Raw genomic sequence first — 15,449 nt, forward strand, 5'->3', positions numbered from 1 at the left:
TGCAATAAAACATAGAGAAGTTGCGTCAAAACACGAGAGAAGTTGCGTCAAACACGAGATGAGTTGCGTCAAACACGAGATGAGTTGCGTGCAACCCGAGAGAAGTTGCGTGTAACCTGAGAGAAGTTGCGTGTAACCTGAGAGAAGTTGCGACGAAACACGGAGTTACTACGAAAACTGTTTGACTCCTTTTGATTAAAAAGAGCGTCTAATAAAATATAAAGATTGAAGGAGGAATGATCGTGAAAAAAATGTGGCTCATTTTTCCACTCTTACTGCTGCTGAATGGGTGTGGAACGGGTAATGAACAGGGACAAATGGAAGATCCGATTGTAACAGGTCTTATTTATTCGTTAGCAGAAAACTCAATGTTAGTAATAGAAGGCATTGAAACGATAGACATAAGCGAAGAAGATTGGCAAGGAAACGATGCTATTTCGTTTTCGATTTCTGGAAGTGCAGAAATAATTGGAAAGGGGGATGAGAGCTTAACATTTGAAGATTTAAGAGAAGGAGACGAAGTAGATGTTTGGCACACCGGTCCAGTCAGAGAGTCTTATCCCATGCAGGCAGACGCGGTCAAAGTTGAAGTTATTTCCTCAAACGATTAAGATTTTTCATATTTCGTGTTTAGAAATATGAGGGTTAGGGAATAGTTTTTTTGGGGTGTTGAACTTTGAGAGGGGGAGTAATTGTGCCAATGAATGAGAATGTAAATATCGAATTCATTATGAGTGACGGATCAAAAATCACTACTTCAAATTACTTCGTTAATGGCCAATGGATTTATTTTGAAAAAAAGGAAAAGCTCAAGGAACAGAAAGTCGGGAAATCAAATATATATAGAATGAAATTAGATGGAACGAATTTGGAAATATTAGCTGAAGGCAGTTTACAATTGTTTAATAAAAATGAGTCAAAAAGATGAGGAGGAAAATCTCGTTTTCTAACGAATGATAGTAATATAAGAGCATATTGGAGTTTGAAGTGCCAGTTCTCCTTAGCAGGGTTTCTGGCACTTTTGCGTTACAGATAAGACTACGTGATGACATTGGGATGCGTGAGTGAAAAAACAGAGCTCGAAATAAAAAAAGTTATAAACAGCAGCTAAAGGAGAAAATATGGATATGAAGATTAAAAAAATAACAGAAGAAGATGACATTCCTTATGACTTATTGCTGCTTGCTGATCCATCCAAGGATTTAGTCAACGAGTATGTAAACCGGGGAAGTTGTTATATCGCCGTGAAGGATCAAGAAGAAATCGGTGTGTTTGTCCTCCTTCCTACAAGGCCAGACACTGTAGAGATCGTAAATATTGCAGTAGCCCCTTCCTATCAAGGAATGGGGATCGGTAAAAGTTTAGTTTTACATGCGATCGAAAAAGCACGTGATCTTAATGTAAAAACGGTTGAACTCGGCTCAGGAAATTCAAGTATGAATCAGCTTGCTTTGTATCAAAAATGCGGTTTTCGGATCACTGGAGTCGATAAAGATTTTTTTATTAGACATTATAATGAAGAGATTTTCGAAAATGGCATACAATGTATAGATATGGTACGTCTTAGTATGGACTTATCATAAATTGTTTGGCCTAAGGAAAATCATTTTACGGAAAAGGAATATATAAATTATTTACATAACCCCATATCTTTTTTGCATGTTTATTCGTTAAAGGTGTGAGAGGAATGAAGGAGTGAGGATGATGTATGGCAAGGTAAAAGAAAAATCAGCTCGTAAACGTTCGGAAAAGGCTGTAAGTAATCAAGAGCTTGAAGAACTGTATGCAAAACTAAGAAGCTACTGTTACTCACTGTCTCGTAATAAATGGGATGGCGAGGATCTGACTCAGGAAGCGATCTATAGGGCTTTGCATCAATATCGTCATCAATCAGAATGGCGTGCGTCACTACTAAAGAAAATTGCTCATAACCTTTGGGTCGATCAGCTTAGAAAGCGAAACCGTGAAATGATTACGGAAGATCTAGGAGCAGATAAAACATGTACAGATCATCATGGCCACAGTTTTGAGGCAGTTGAAGAACTCGTGTCCAAACTGACACCGAAACAGTTAGTTGCTTTTTCATTGAAAGAAGCTTTTCAGTTCAAAATTAAGGAGATTGCTGAACAATTAAATATGACTGAACCAGCAGTGAAAGGGCTGCTTAATCGAACGAGATCGAAATTAAGTAAGAATGAACATGACAAAGAATCAGTGAGCGTAGAAAGTTATTGGCCGGAACATATGCAAGAAGAAGCTGTAACTGTTCTATACCGGTCAATTGAAGAAGAGGATCCAGCCTTGCTTCTCGAAAAAATTCCGGAATTACTCTCACAAAGCGAAGTACCGAAAATGGTGTTTCAGAAAAAAGAGGTTCATTCATATTCCTCACCTTCAAGTTGCCTCTCAATAGCAGCATAAAAAAAGTGTGGAGGAAACGATATGAATACTATCCCTTATGTGATTGAACAATCGAGTCGCGGTGAGCGCTCTTACGACATTTATTCAAGGTTGTTAAAAGACCGTATTGTCATGGTGAATCATGAAATTAATGACCAAATGGCGAACAGTATCGTCGCTCAACTTTTGTTTTTAGCAGCAGACGACCCTGAGAAGGACATTTCGCTTTACATTAACAGTCCTGGCGGTTCTACGACAGCAGGGTTTGCGATTTATGACACGATGCAATTTATTAAACCAGACATTAGTACGATTTGTACAGGATTAGCAGCGTCGTTTGGAGCGATGTTACTGCTTGCCGGGACGAAAGGGAAACGGTTTGCCTTACCGAATAGCGAGGTGATGATTCATCAGCCGTTAGGAGGAGCACGCGGCCAAGCGACTGATTTGGAAATCTCAGCGAGACGGATTATTAAGCTGCGAGAGCATATCAATAGTATTATTGCGGAAAAGACGGGAAAGCCTATTGAGAAAGTGGCTAATGATACAGACAGAGACTTCTTTATGAGTGCGAGTGAGGCAAAAGAATACGGGATTATTGACGATATTATTGAATCGAAAAAAGCAGGTAATAAATAGATTTGTGTCAACTTTTCTCCTTCACGTATGAAACAAAAAAAATTACACAAAATACAACAGTATTTTAATACAAAGGAGAGATGAATATGCCACAACAGCAAGCTCAACAAGCATTGCAGCAAATTGCTCAAATCGCTCAGCAATTAGAACAGCAAGAACAGCAAAATGCTCAGCAGATTCAACAACAACAGCAGCAACAACAGCAAGGTCAGCAAGCGAATGCCGGCCAGCAACAACAAATGGCTGCTCGTGAGCAAAATGCTGCACAACAATTACAGCAAATTCAGCAACTTGCGCAGCAGTGTCAACAACAGTTAGGTCAATAGCTTCATTGTACCCGTAAAAATATGATGTTTTTGTCCATGACATGACCTCAGTACTCAATATACTGAGGTCATTGCGTCTTATAAACGAGGTGCTTTTCGATGATTTGTCGCACATTCATAAGCATAGGCGTATTTTAATAATAAAGGTTCACTATATGCTGTACTCGTGAAGGTTATTCCTACAGGTTCCCCTTCTAGTGTGTAACCAGCTGGAACGGTTACAGATGGATATCCAGCTTTCGCTGGAATAAAAGCACCTAGATTGTTCGGATAGATAATCGCGTCTAATTGATTGGCTGATAGCGCGGCATCGATCCCATTTTCTTTTGCTTCAAACTGGTCAAAAGCGAGTGCATTCAAGTAGGGAGCTTCAGTTAAACTGCCAGACGTTCGTTCACATTGTTCAAAAATGGATTGACCATACTTTAACATCTTCTCAGAATGGTTGATATTATATTGAATGAGATCTGATAAAGTACGAATGCTCGTATTTACGGCAAAATGTTGTAAATAGGCGTGTAAGGCAGGTTTAAATTCATGAATCATGACGTCAATATTCCAAGGCTGATCTTTTGAAGGGATCGTAACGGACGGGACGATAGTAGCCCCTAATTTTTCCAGTTCCTTAATGGCATTGTCGATAATCATCTTTTTCTCAGCAGGAAAACTGTCAACTGCATAGTCACGAGCAATCCCAATTCGAGCACCATTCAGACCGTTTTTTTGTAAAACGGAAGTGAAGTCGAATTCATAAAGTATATCATTTGTTTTCGTAATCGGATCGTGCTGATCCTTTCCAGTGAGCACATTTAATAAAATGGCGGCATCTTTTACAGTTCTAGTCATTGGACCAGCAGTATCCTGAGTATGTGAAATTGGAATGATCCCTGTTCGGCTAATTAATCCGACTGTTGGTTTCACACCGACTATACTATTTTGACTTGCTGGACTTAAAATCGAGCCGGAAGTTTCTGTACCGATTCCGAGTGTCGCAAAGTTAGCAGCAATTGCAGCACCAGTACCAGAGCTTGAGCCGCCGCAATCGAAGTTTGGGCCGTATGGGTTCAATACTTGACCACCTCTAGAACTATATCCACTCGGCATTCCTTCTGCTATAAAATTTGCCCACTCTGTCATATTTGTTTTTCCGAGAATGACCGCACCAGCTTCACGTAGTTTTTTAACGACAAACGAATCTTCTTTTGCGTAAGCATCTTTCATTGCTAGTGAGCCTGCGCTCGTATGCATTTTATCAGCTGTCGCAACGTTATCCTTAATTAACACAGGAATACCATGAAGCGGACCTCGAGTTCCTTCTGTTTTGCGCTCATAGTCTAAAGACTCTGCGATCTGTAAAGCATCAGGGTTTATTTCTAATATGCTGTTTACCCCGCCTTCAGATTTGTCAAAAGCAGCAATCCGTTGAAAGTATAGGAGAACCAATTCTCTACTAGTGAGCTCGTCTTTTTCAAAAGCTGCTTGAAGTTGTTCCACTGTTGCCTCTTCTATTCTTTCCTCATGAAGATTCGTTGATCTTTCATTATGCATATACTCTCCTCCACAGTTCTTTCTTTTCTCAGTTAATCATATCGTAGCCTATCGATGAAGCTTCCACAATGAATATGGTCTGAAATCGCTCAAACTGGATAAAATAATGTTACCCCTCTTTCCGAGGAGACGTCGATAATCGCACATAGGGATACGATAATCGTCATGAGGCAGCGAAAAATTGATGTAGACTGACGAAAACGACTCAGAACTGGATCATCTTTATCCAAGCATGAGGTGTTATCGTCTAACGATAGCTGATGCTTCGTTACCTCGTACTACGCTGTTTTCTTCGCCTTTACTATCGTTTTCACTATGTTATAATCACAATCGTGTGTTTAGGAACTTATCCTGTATATACAAATTACTGAGAATAAGTTCTACTTACATAGGAGGGTTATTTTGAAAAAAGAATTCATACAGTTTATCTTTTTTGTCTTAAGTATTATCAGCTTTTTCATCGGCACGATCGCTGGAATCATTTCACTAATATCGTATTTTATTGGGTCTGAGGTATTGATTCATTCTTGGACAGCGGTCATATTATTTGCGGCAGGAACCTTTTTTTTGGGTTATTCCACTGCAAATCATTGATTGGTTACATTTAATCCCTGTTCAACGTCGTATGAAACGGATCGTTTATCCATATCTCATTACAATTATACAAGTATCCGTATTTGTGTATTATATGGTGAAACTAAATTCACATGTTGCTGACGTTGTTTTTACTAATATTGGTTTAATTATCTACTCGCTCGTCATGGTTTTATTTACGAAAGGGTTGTTAACCTGGCTTGCAAAGTATGTGAGAAAAATGCAGAAAAATGAACAGTTAGTGACTATAGAGCGTCAATAAAAGAAGAAGCCTTGAGTTCTCAAATGAGAGGACCGGCTTCTTTATGTTATGAGTGATATTGAGAATGTCGTGATGAAGCCTGCACTTAACATCACTACAGTTAGAGCCATCGTGATGACTTGTCCACTGAAATGGTGTTTCTTCACATATACGAATGATGCTATAGAAAAGCTGAGCAGAGAAACAAGCAAGGACAATGGCTGCTCAGTGATCGGTTCGGAAAATAGTTGGATAAATAAGTAGGCGTGAAATCCGATCATAAATAAAAACACGTACGGTAAGCTTTTCATGTTGTGCACCTCATTTAAAAGATAGTAGCGGACATCTCATCGAAACAAATTCTACATTATGATTTCCAACAGGGCTAAAAAAATGATCGCCTCTTTTAAAGCCGACTTTTTCATATAGACGAATCGCCCGTTTATTAAAAGTAGTGACGACGAGACGAGCTTCTGGTGGCGCTTTTAGTTCTTTTAAAAATGTCAAAGCTGACGTTAAAAATGCTGTTCCATATCTTTTTCCAGTTAAGTCCGGGTGTATTCCGAGTCCAATATCGACAGGGATTTCATCGTTATAAAGAGCAATTTCATATCCTCCTGGAACTCGTGCAGCTTCTCCAAAACAGACATAACCGATAAGGTTCCCATCTTCATTTTTCACCATGTAATAGTCATAATTTATAAACTCATTTATCGTTTCTTCGCTTCCATCCATACTGTATAAATCATAGGGAGCTGGATATTGCCATGTGGAGATTGTTTCAGCTTCTTTGCGTGTCATTGGTGAAAAGTTGAGGTTTGATATGATCGATTTGTCCATAATGATTGCTCCTTAATGACAGTGTAGATAATGTATAAAAAGGCTGAATTTTCTATAATTATTATACCAGATTTTGTCTGCGAATAATAGACTGCTCTTGGATCCAAAGGGCTGGTATACTGCAAATAATTGCAGTGGATAGGAGGGGTTATGATGGCTTATGTTTATCATAGAGTGCCAGCAGACATGACGGGTCAGAAGCTGCTCCCTTTAAATGAGTTGAAAAAGAGTCAGCCGGAGCTTTACGACAAATATACGAAAAAGTATATGGATCATCCGAAGAGAAAACATCTTCTAATGAGAAAAATACCGAAGCTGAATTGTTATTGGAATGATGTGATTCATTTATTGCCGATTGACCCTACGAAGGTATATGGTGCTCTACGCGAAGCCGGGATGAATGAGAAGGATATGTTATTTTATCAAATTCCGCTCTCGCTATTTCCAGATCATGCTCAGTTCGCATTCTACCATTATCGTCCGGAAGCTTATGAAGGTCCCGGAAGTGATATGAAAGATTCAGAGATAACGTTAGTGAATCGTGATCATTTTCAATGTGTAGAATATATTCGAAAAGAAACGAAGAGCTATTATGAGGAAAGTATCCGGGAAAACCGGCCATTCGGCTTGTTCCATTATATTCCCCATATCTTTTACCGAGGATCAATCAATATAACGGAAACGGAAATAATTTCATGGAAAGAAAAGACGATCTCACCGGAATATGCAAAAAACAAAAAAGTGTAAATGCCCAAAAATATCCAGGTGCCTGGCACCTGGATATTTTTGGGTCTACTACGTTTCACAATTGACTGTCCACTGTGTCCACATAAATGAATGGTCTGTCTCAGGTATTCCTCCCTGCTCTTCGCATTGTGCGGCAGCACTTTTAAATGAATAGCTATTAAAAAAAGCAAGGCAGAGTATGATTATGAATGTGATGATGAGCAAACGTCCGCTAAAACGAATTACACTTCGCGCATTAATCAACTTTTCCATTTCGCTCATACACTGTCTTTCCGTTAATAATCGTTTCTTTCACTTGAGTGTAAGAATGGAAAGGGTGCTCAAACCAAATGACAAGATCAGCGTCTTTTCCTTCTTCTAATGTACCGACACGCTCTTCTACTCCGATATGACGGGCAGCCTGACCCGTAATCGCTTTAAATGCTGATTGTTCATTAAGACCGAATTTCACGGCAGTAGCGGCAGCCGTTGTTAAGTATTCAATACCAATGACTGGATGGTCGGTTGTAATTGAAAAAGGTACGTTATGTTTATCAAGCTCTAGTAACGTGTGGTACCCTTTATCTGCTAACTCTACTTTTGAACGTGTAGACATCGTAGGTCCAACTGAAACCTGGACACCAGATTCCGCAATTCGTTCAGCTATTAAATGACCTTCCGTACAATGTTCAATCGTCACCTCAATATCGAATTCTTCAGCAATTCTTAATGAGGTAAGAATATCATCAGCGCGGTGAGCATGGGTACGGAACGGAATTTCTTTTTTCAAAACGGGGATTAACTGCTCATAACGTAAATTCCGTTCTTTCACATCACCGGCTTCTTTTTTCAGCATATAATCTTGCGCATTCATGAACGTTTGACGCATTAGAGCAGCTGTCCCCATTCTCGTCATCGGGCTGACTTTTTTTCCGCTGTAGACCCGTTTTGGGTTCTCACCGAAAGCACCTTTCATTCCTGACGGTGTTCGGATAAGCATGTCATCGACGATGTGTCCGACGGTTTTCAATACGACCATTTCTCCGCCAATTACGTTAGCACTTCCAGGCATAATTTGTGTCGTTGTTACTCCGTGTTCACGGGCATCTTCAAACCCGCGCTCTCTCGGATTAATGCCGTCAAGTGCCCGAATGTGTGGAGTCGTTGGCTCTGATGTTTCATTAAAATCTTGTCCTTCAAAGCCGAAGCCTGATTCGTGAACCCCTAGATGTGTATGTACATCAATAAGACCAGGAGTAATATACTCTCCATGACAATCGGCAATGTCTGCAATTGAGGGGATATCAATCTGCTGGCCGACTGCACTAATTTTTCCGTCTTCAACGAGGACGGTTCCTCCTTCGAGTGTTTTACCAGTTCCGTCTAATACGGTTGCGTTTGTGTAAGCTTTCATGAAATTTTCCTCCTAACGTTTTCACTCGTAATTTATTTCGATACTCAAAACACATTTCCTGCAAAAAAACGACATAACTTTAGATCGCTTATGGTTTCATTGATAAAAATAAATCGGTATTAGTCAATCATTGTCTATCGTTATCTGGTGGACATTTAGAGGTTAGGAGGCGATTTTCGATGTTTCATCGAGTACTGAACAGTTATGATTAAATATAGACGGCATGAATATTTTTAAGCGAAATATGTATATCCGTTCTCTTTCATGCATAAGAATGATATACTGTCCATGTAAAAACGTGGAAAGTACGTCATCCTTGGAGGAGAATGAATATGAAGCGGGCACGGTTAATTTATAACCCTTCTTCAGGAAGAGAACAAGTGAAAAGACATTTACCATATATTTTAGAGAAGCTAGAATTAGCTGGCTATGAAGCATCTGCACATGCAACGACTGGAAAAAACTGTGCAAAACGAGCAGCAAAACTTGCGTGTGAACGGAAATTCGATTTAGTTGTTGCTGCCGGTGGCGACGGTACAATTAATGAAGTAGTCAGCGGTATTGCTGAACAGGAATATCGTCCGAATGTCGGACTCATTCCTGGCGGAACAACAAATGATTTTGCAAGAGCACTCCACATTCCACGTGACATTGAAAAAGCGTGCGAAATATTAACGAATGGACGTCTCCAATCGATTGATGTCGGTAAAGTCGGTATGGAATACTTTATAAATATTGCTGGAGCAGGAACACTGACAGAGCTGACATATGAAGTGCCAAGTCGGTTGAAAACGATGATGGGACAAGTTGCATACTACGTAAAAGGATTTGAAAAGCTACCACGGATAAAGCCGACTCACGTAACGATTGAGTATGACGGTAAGTTGTTTGAAGGAGAAATTATGTTGTTTCTCGTTTCAAACACGAACTCAGTTGGAGGATTTGAAAAGCTAGCCCCAAATGCATTCTTAAATGATGGCCTTTTTGATTTGATTATTTTGCAAAAAACAAACTTAGGCGATGTTGTAAGATTAACAGGTGCAGCTCTTCGTGGGGAGCATATTAACGATGATTGTGTTATTTATGTTCAAGCGAACCGGATTAAAATACATAGTCGGGATGAATTGCAATTGAACGTGGATGGAGAATACGGTGGGAGTTTGCCAGGGGAGTTCATTAATTTGCACAATCACATTAAAATGGTCATTCCAAATAAAAAACTTGCTTGTATTCAGGAGCTGTATTAAAAGTATTGTTGTGTAAGCCTTAAAGGAAAGTGTCATTTCTTAAATTACTTCAAAAGAAAAGGTGGTCACGTCCATTTTAATAGGTAGAATGTTGGGTGTGAGTTCGATATAGTATCGAACTCATGCCCTTTAATTTTCCCCCATTGTTTGTTGGAAAGTTTGACATTAAACCTTTAGGTGGTTGTGTCTAACAATTAAGGTGCAGTTCACTTCATAAGCTTTTTTTAATGATGGTAAAAAAACATAACTGGAACTTCAGCTTCAGTCTAATATCATTTGAGCATATTTTTTTCTATTAAAATTGTATGATTGCATAACGTTAACTAAATCTTGCACGATAGCATAAGAGGTTCTCGACAAGTACCATTCACTTGCTGAGAACCTCCTTCTACTCGCTATTCCAAGATTTTTAGGGCACCACGGATCATCTATGTATCAATTCGTTCGTAGGCAGCGAGTGACTTTAATGTTTGCACGGTCAACCAGCTTTTCCATTCAGGCAATGCTTCATTTTTCCAAACTTCTTTATATTGTCCCCACTCCCAAAATGGAAGCCAAGAACCGTCTGGCTGCTGGTTGTCAATTTCGTAATCAAGATTTTCATTGACTGCATCTCTTAAAACATTGGCTAATGGAGAATTTGGCGTCGGTGCTACCCAAAACGGCTTCGCACAATACCCATCCCATTTTGATGAATCGAGTGTAACGATATCTTTTGCTTGTTCCCGAAGTTTTTCAATCACGATCGTTTTTCCGGGGTCTGGCATTCCGTCAACGAGTCTTAAATAACAAAGGAGGTCATGGAATTCAAGAGGCTCTTCTAATTGTTCAATGTATCGAAAAACATGATCGTGGAATGAAGGAAGAAGATCGTTTGACATACATTGAGGATAAACATGATAATACCCGACAATTTCTGCCCCTGGGTTCGCTTCAAAATGCCCAGAATCATCTGTATATGTCCACCAGTCTGCCCGTGGATAGTCATTCATATGAGCAAGCTTTAATGGCCAGTATCCATAGCGATCATACATATTCGTAAAGTACTTCATCATTGATTTAACAATTGGATGCTTCCACGATGCATTGACCTCACGAACATATTGCATACCAACGGAAGTAACAATTGCACTAGAATGAGGTGAGCGAATATCTGGCTCTAAAGCATGTCCGAGACCGCCGTCATTATTTTGGTATGCAGCTAATGTATGTAAGACGGAGTCGCTTGAGCCATTTTCAAAATAATACTCAAATAATTTTCGATCGATCGTTCGACCATTCGTTTTGACAAAATGAGCAGCCTGTTCAAACTGACCAGCTGTTAGTCGTTTCATAGAATTCGCTCCTTGTCTGACACAGTTATCGTTCCTGGTGTATACGAAGTTCATCCTGAGATTTAAACGAACAGGCATCCACGTAACTGCATCGAAAAATAAATGAACGTGTAACTTTTTCATAGTCTGTAACGTAAAAAAGATTAGCCAATCATAACAAAATCACCTACTATTTTACCATAAAAACCCATATAAAAGATAACATTTTGTAAATTTTACACAAAATTGTCGGGGACCTGGTTCGTGTCATAGTTTACGTGTATAATTGGAAATTGGTAGTTTCCAATATTATGTAACTATTGGATAATGGTACATATTTAGTAGTGAGATTTAATCAGTCGTAAAGGAGAGAAAACATGAATGAATTTGCACTAGACGTTAAATCGTTGACGAAAAAAGTAAAAGGCAACAAACGAATTGTCGACCAAGCAACGTTTCAAGTGAAAAAAGGCGAAATAATGGGGCTGCTTGGACCAAACGGTGCTGGGAAAACGACGACGATTCGAATGATTGTTGGTCTGATCTCCAAAAATGAAGGCCAAGTATTATTAAACGGAAAAGACATGGATAAAGAAGGCCAGCTTATTAAAAAAGAAGTAGGTGCTATCGTTGAAAATCCGGCATTTTATGATTATATGAGCGGATATAAAAACCTCATTCAATACTCAAGAATGGCACTTCAGTCTATTTCAAAGGAAAGAATTGACGAAGTAGTAAAGCTTGTCAAGCTTGACCACGCTATTCACGATAAAGTGAAAAAATATTCATTAGGGATGAAACAGCGTCTCGGTGTAGCACAAGCAATTTTACATAAACCAGCGCTTCTCATATTAGACGAACCGACGAACGGATTAGATCCTCAAGGGATCAGGGAGTTGCGTGATTACTTAAAAGTTCTTGCATCAGAAGGGACATCAACTCTCGTATCTTCTCATTTATTAAGTGAAATGCAGCTTATGTGTGATCGTGTCACGATCATGGAACACGGAAAAATCATCAATGTCACGGAACTGTCTTCATTAGATGAGAAAAATGAAACGGTAAAAATATCAGTTTCCTTTACTGTCAATGATACGACTATGGCAAAGGAAACGATTGAACGAGCACAATTTGAGATTGATAAAGCGTCCGAACAAAAAATAACGCTTCAGCTGTTAAAAGAAGAGATTCCGAAAGTAAACCGTTTGCTCGTAGAAGCAGATGTTGATGTTTTTGAGATTGAAGCGGCGAAGACATCTCTTGAGGATAAATTCCTTCAATTAACATCTGTGGCAGCGAAAGAAAGTGGAGAGGAGGTTTCTGCCAATGATTCAGTTAATTAAAAATGAATGGGTGAAACTTTGGGCGAAAAAGCAATCATGGATTTTTCTTATTGCCGTTGTTCTTTTTACACTTATTGGCGGCCTTATTTATAACAATTTCAGTGATCAACTTTCCGGTGGTTCATCTGAAGAAGGATGGGAACGGCAATTAGAAATTGAAATTGAGCATGATAAAGCAACATTAAGCTCTGGCGAATACGAAGAGTGGGAACGTGAATTTCTTGAAAGTGATATCCAATATCATGAGGCTGTTTTAGAGGCTGGAATCGATCCGAACGAAACGACAAACTACACGTTTATGAATGACTTTCTTTTAGGAGTTGCTTCTTTTATGACATTATTTAGTGTTATTATTGCAAGCTCTGTCGTTTCTTCAGAACTTGCGAGTGGAACGATTAAACAGCTCGTGATCCGTCCATTTGAACGTTGGCAATTTTTAGCGGCAAAACTAATCACTGTGATCATTTATTCGCTCATGATGGTCGTAACTCTCTTTATTGCCCATTGGCTAGTCGGGACGGTTCTTTTTGGACAAGGAAGCTTACAAGCACCAATCGTTGAGCGTTCATTTGATGGACCGATGATGCAAACGACTGTCGGATCGTTAATTTTTTCAAAATTAGGGTTGTACACACTGAACATGATAATGTTTGTCATCATTTCGTTTTCACTTTCAACACTATTTAAAAGTCAGTCACTTGCTGTCGGTATCGGAATCTTTGCCTTGTTTTTCTCAAGTATGTCTCAAGCGTTCACGACTTTGTTAGAAGGAACAGCTTGGTACAAATTTATCATTGTCCCGCACCTATACTTACAGCATTATGCAACTAACGACACTCTTATGGAAGGCGTCACACTGCCATTTTCATTAATTTTACTAACGGTTTATATGATCGTCTTCCTAGCTGTAACAACGATCTTCTTCCAAAAAAGAGACATCGCATATTAAAGTATGAAAAGAACGCACAAAACCCAAAACCTTCCAGGTGCCAGGCACCTGGAAGGTTTTGGGTTTAAGATTGAAGGTTTTTGTTACGGGGATTATGTTTAAGGTTTAATGTTTTTTTGTTTTAAGATCTTATTCATATTACACCTAATTTACTCATCTTTTTGTGATTTTTTTAGTGGCTGACGTTGCCAATAAGTAGCGCTTCGCCATAGCCATTCTACCGGACCGAACGAATAGCGTGATAGCCAAAAGCGACTAAAGATGACTTGCATAAAGAAAAGTAATAATGCAAGAATGACTCCGATAAAGAAGCCTAATTGTCCAAATAACCCGAAGCCGTAACCGTAAAAAATTGTTGTCATGACGATCGATTGGGTTAAATAGTTCGTTAATGACATCCTTCCGACATAGCTAATTCCTTTAAAAAGCGAATTTTCTCCATTGCGACTAAAAACTAACGAAAACAATGCAATATACCCGAGTGAAAGGAGTGGACCTCCGATGAAGTATCCGAAAAATTCAAGGCTGCCACTTCCTGTAAATACGCTTCCAGCTTTTATAAGTAATCCAAAAGTAATGCCGATGGCTGCCATTTTTTTCAACGGTGTTCGGTTGTCATGAAGCTGATGAAGCAACCTCGTTTTTGCAAAAATGAGTCCGATCAAAAAGAGCATAAATGTTTGTAAAAACGTCATGGTGTGATTAAAAAATGCTGTGAATCCGATCATAAACTCCTTTTGCATAGGATCAATATCAGGTGGCATTTTCATTTTATCAAAAATGCTCGTATTGAAACGATGGAATACGACGTCTTGATAGCTGCCTTCTGACAATACTTCAGCTTCATATTCTACATAAGGCTCAAAACCGAAATATTCATCCTCTTCACCGCCACTTAAAAAACTAACGCCTATGATTAGCAACAATACGACAATGACCCAATTACGTAACGTTTTCACTGGTCTTTTATAAAAGAAGAAAAGTGCAAGTGCGGTAGTACCATATGTTAAAAGTATGTCGCCATCCCAAATGAAATAGTTGTGCAAGAAGCCGATACCGATGAGCAGTATAAGCCTTCTTATGAAGATACTCGTAAAGGACTTGTTTTTTTCTTGGATGCGTTCCCACAAAATTGCAGCGCCAAACCCGAATAATATAGCGAATATCGGATAAAAACTACCTTGTAGAAACCATTTAGTAAAAGTTAAAGTCCATTGATCAATCAAATGGAGACTATCTGTAATATATGTATATCCAACAAGTCCATATTGAAACGAGAGCATATTGACGAGTAATATTCCGAGTAATGAAAACCCACGTAAACTGTCAATATGAGTTAATCTATTTGTCGAATCAACAGGAGATAAAGAATTTAGCTTTGATTCTGTGTGATTTTGTTTTGTCACGTTAATCCCCTTTCCTTGTACAATCAGAATTGATAAAACGTAGGAGCGATAGCAAAAGTGCTACTAAGATTTTACATTAAGACTTGCACGAGGGCGTAAGAGTTTCATGGCAAGCATCCATTAATTTGCTAAGAACTCTTTTTACGACATACGAAGTTTTGTTTAAAAGTCTTTTTCATTTCAATAAGTCGCCATGAAGACTAATATATTTCTACGTAAATAGTTAGACTCGGTACCGCCAGCTGCGGCAATCAATTCCAGTCCAATAAATATGAAAAAAATTCAAATGCAAACAATCATAATTTCGCTTAATCCGAGCATCCATATAACCGGAAAACACCAACTGTAACATAATAAATTAAAAAATGTTAGTTTCTTAGATCATACACCTTAACAAACAAACCTGTAAATTTAACCAAAAAAATTCAGGTACCGGGTCCGTGAACTTTTGGGCAAAACAGTT

At 38.9% G+C, this 15,449-nt stretch carries 17 protein-coding genes; 11 read left to right on the top strand and 6 right to left on the bottom strand.

All coding sequences use genetic code 11. From position 1 onward, the window contains the following. Positions 1–251 precede the first annotated feature (251 nt). The 6 genes from CD001_RS08170 (at position 252) to CD001_RS08195 (ending at position 3,365) form a co-directional block, all read left to right on the top strand. Positions 252–611, top strand: a complete 360-nt coding sequence (locus CD001_RS08170; RefSeq protein ID WP_257009969.1) for a YobA family protein — start codon at positions 252–254, stop codon at positions 609–611. 89 nt (positions 612–700) lie between these two features. Continuing rightward, the gene (locus tag CD001_RS08175) at positions 701–928 is read left to right on the top strand and encodes a DUF5050 domain-containing protein (protein ID WP_257009970.1); all 228 of its coding nucleotides are present in this window, start codon (positions 701–703) and stop codon (positions 926–928) included. 199 nt (positions 929–1,127) lie between these two features. Then, the gene (locus CD001_RS08180; RefSeq protein WP_096190530.1) at positions 1,128–1,583 is read left to right on the top strand and encodes a GNAT family N-acetyltransferase; all 456 of its coding nucleotides are present in this window, start codon (positions 1,128–1,130) and stop codon (positions 1,581–1,583) included. 118 nt (positions 1,584–1,701) lie between these two features. Next, positions 1,702–2,421, top strand: coding sequence for a sigma-70 family RNA polymerase sigma factor (locus CD001_RS08185; protein WP_096187028.1), 720 nt, complete (start codon positions 1,702–1,704; stop codon positions 2,419–2,421). A 21-nt stretch (positions 2,422–2,442) separates the two neighbouring features. Continuing rightward, positions 2,443–3,039, top strand: coding sequence for an ATP-dependent Clp endopeptidase proteolytic subunit ClpP (clpP, locus tag CD001_RS08190; RefSeq protein WP_096187029.1), 597 nt, complete (start codon positions 2,443–2,445; stop codon positions 3,037–3,039). 86 nt (positions 3,040–3,125) lie between these two features. Next, entirely contained in the window at positions 3,126–3,365 is a 240-nt protein-coding gene (locus tag CD001_RS08195; RefSeq protein WP_096187030.1) for a hypothetical protein, read from the top strand. A 78-nt stretch (positions 3,366–3,443) separates the two neighbouring features. Here CD001_RS08195 and CD001_RS08200 read toward each other — a convergent pair whose 3' ends face one another. Further along, positions 3,444–4,913: an amidase family protein gene (locus tag CD001_RS08200; RefSeq protein WP_096187031.1), complete on the bottom strand. Its 1,470-nt coding sequence runs from the start codon at positions 4,911–4,913 to the stop codon at positions 3,444–3,446. 547 nt (positions 4,914–5,460) lie between these two features. Here CD001_RS08200 and CD001_RS25940 point away from each other — a divergent pair. After that, positions 5,461–5,769 (top strand): hypothetical protein, encoded by a 309-nt coding sequence (locus CD001_RS25940; RefSeq protein WP_142303560.1) that lies wholly within the window; start codon positions 5,461–5,463, stop codon positions 5,767–5,769. A gap of 41 nt (positions 5,770–5,810) precedes the next feature. On the opposite strand, the gene CD001_RS08210 is transcribed toward CD001_RS25940, so the two are convergent. Both CD001_RS08210 and CD001_RS08215 read right to left on the bottom strand, forming a co-directional pair. Then, complete coding sequence (locus CD001_RS08210; RefSeq protein WP_096187033.1) at positions 5,811–6,059, bottom strand: hypothetical protein; 249 nt, start codon at positions 6,057–6,059, stop codon at positions 5,811–5,813. Positions 6,060–6,069: 10 nt separating this feature from the next. Next, positions 6,070–6,588, bottom strand: coding sequence for a GNAT family N-acetyltransferase (locus CD001_RS08215; RefSeq protein ID WP_096187034.1), 519 nt, complete (start codon positions 6,586–6,588; stop codon positions 6,070–6,072). Positions 6,589–6,738: 150 nt separating this feature from the next. Here CD001_RS08215 and CD001_RS08220 point away from each other — a divergent pair, with 150 nt between their 5' ends. Continuing rightward, positions 6,739–7,335 carry a group-specific protein gene (locus CD001_RS08220; protein ID WP_218839244.1) on the top strand — a complete coding sequence of 199 codons (597 nt, stop codon included), beginning with the start codon at positions 6,739–6,741 and terminating at the stop codon, positions 7,333–7,335. A gap of 235 nt (positions 7,336–7,570) precedes the next feature. On the opposite strand, the gene CD001_RS08225 is transcribed toward CD001_RS08220, so the two are convergent. Next, entirely contained in the window at positions 7,571–8,728 is a 1,158-nt protein-coding gene (locus CD001_RS08225; RefSeq protein WP_096187036.1) for an amidohydrolase, read from the bottom strand. Between the two features lie 332 nt (positions 8,729–9,060). On the opposite strand from CD001_RS08225, the gene CD001_RS08230 reads away from it, so the two are divergent. Further along, positions 9,061–9,975 (top strand): diacylglycerol kinase, encoded by a 915-nt coding sequence (locus CD001_RS08230; protein WP_096187037.1) that lies wholly within the window; start codon positions 9,061–9,063, stop codon positions 9,973–9,975. Between the two features lie 428 nt (positions 9,976–10,403). On the opposite strand, the gene CD001_RS08235 is transcribed toward CD001_RS08230, so the two are convergent. Next, positions 10,404–11,309: a hypothetical protein gene (locus tag CD001_RS08235; protein ID WP_096187038.1), complete on the bottom strand. Its 906-nt coding sequence runs from the start codon at positions 11,307–11,309 to the stop codon at positions 10,404–10,406. A 356-nt stretch (positions 11,310–11,665) separates the two neighbouring features. Between CD001_RS08235 and CD001_RS08240 the strand changes: the two genes are divergently transcribed. Beyond that, positions 11,666–12,631 (top strand): ABC transporter ATP-binding protein, encoded by a 966-nt coding sequence (locus tag CD001_RS08240; RefSeq protein WP_096187039.1) that lies wholly within the window; start codon positions 11,666–11,668, stop codon positions 12,629–12,631. Then, complete coding sequence (locus CD001_RS08245) at positions 12,615–13,580, top strand: ABC transporter permease subunit (protein ID WP_096187040.1); 966 nt, start codon at positions 12,615–12,617, stop codon at positions 13,578–13,580. Before CD001_RS08240 ends, CD001_RS08245 begins: the two co-directional genes overlap by 17 nt. A 149-nt stretch (positions 13,581–13,729) precedes the next feature. Here the strand turns inward: CD001_RS08245 and CD001_RS08250 are convergent, their stop codons facing one another. Then, positions 13,730–14,986 (bottom strand): DUF418 domain-containing protein, encoded by a 1,257-nt coding sequence (locus CD001_RS08250; RefSeq protein ID WP_096187041.1) that lies wholly within the window; start codon positions 14,984–14,986, stop codon positions 13,730–13,732. Positions 14,987–15,449 lie beyond the last annotated feature (463 nt).

The sequence above is a fragment of the Evansella halocellulosilytica genome (assembly GCF_002335745.1).
Taxonomy (GTDB): Bacteria; Bacillota; Bacilli; order Bacillales; family Salisediminibacteriaceae; genus Bacillus_CA; species Bacillus_CA halocellulosilytica.

Coding starts and splice junctions, on each gene's coding strand:
- CD001_RS08195 (WP_096187030.1), top strand. CDS start 3,126: ATGCCACAACAGCAAGCTCAACAAGCATTGCAGCAAATTGCTCAAATC.
- CD001_RS08230 (WP_096187037.1), top strand. CDS start 9,061: ATGAAGCGGGCACGGTTAATTTATAACCCTTCTTCAGGAAGAGAACAA.
- CD001_RS08235 (WP_096187038.1), bottom strand. CDS start 11,309: ATGAAACGACTAACAGCTGGTCAGTTTGAACAGGCTGCTCATTTTGTC.
- clpP (WP_096187029.1), top strand. CDS start 2,443: ATGAATACTATCCCTTATGTGATTGAACAATCGAGTCGCGGTGAGCGC.
- CD001_RS08185 (WP_096187028.1), top strand. CDS start 1,702: ATGATGTATGGCAAGGTAAAAGAAAAATCAGCTCGTAAACGTTCGGAA.
- CD001_RS08210 (WP_096187033.1), bottom strand. CDS start 6,059: ATGAAAAGCTTACCGTACGTGTTTTTATTTATGATCGGATTTCACGCC.
- CD001_RS08175 (WP_257009970.1), top strand. CDS start 701: ATGAATGAGAATGTAAATATCGAATTCATTATGAGTGACGGATCAAAA.
- CD001_RS08240 (WP_096187039.1), top strand. CDS start 11,666: ATGAATGAATTTGCACTAGACGTTAAATCGTTGACGAAAAAAGTAAAA.
- CD001_RS08245 (WP_096187040.1), top strand. CDS start 12,615: ATGATTCAGTTAATTAAAAATGAATGGGTGAAACTTTGGGCGAAAAAG.
- CD001_RS08170 (WP_257009969.1), top strand. CDS start 252: ATGTGGCTCATTTTTCCACTCTTACTGCTGCTGAATGGGTGTGGAACG.
- CD001_RS08225 (WP_096187036.1), bottom strand. CDS start 8,728: ATGAAAGCTTACACAAACGCAACCGTATTAGACGGAACTGGTAAAACA.
- CD001_RS08200 (WP_096187031.1), bottom strand. CDS start 4,913: ATGCATAATGAAAGATCAACGAATCTTCATGAGGAAAGAATAGAAGAG.
- CD001_RS08220 (WP_218839244.1), top strand. CDS start 6,739: ATGATGGCTTATGTTTATCATAGAGTGCCAGCAGACATGACGGGTCAG.
- CD001_RS08215 (WP_096187034.1), bottom strand. CDS start 6,588: ATGGACAAATCGATCATATCAAACCTCAACTTTTCACCAATGACACGC.
- CD001_RS08180 (WP_096190530.1), top strand. CDS start 1,128: ATGAAGATTAAAAAAATAACAGAAGAAGATGACATTCCTTATGACTTA.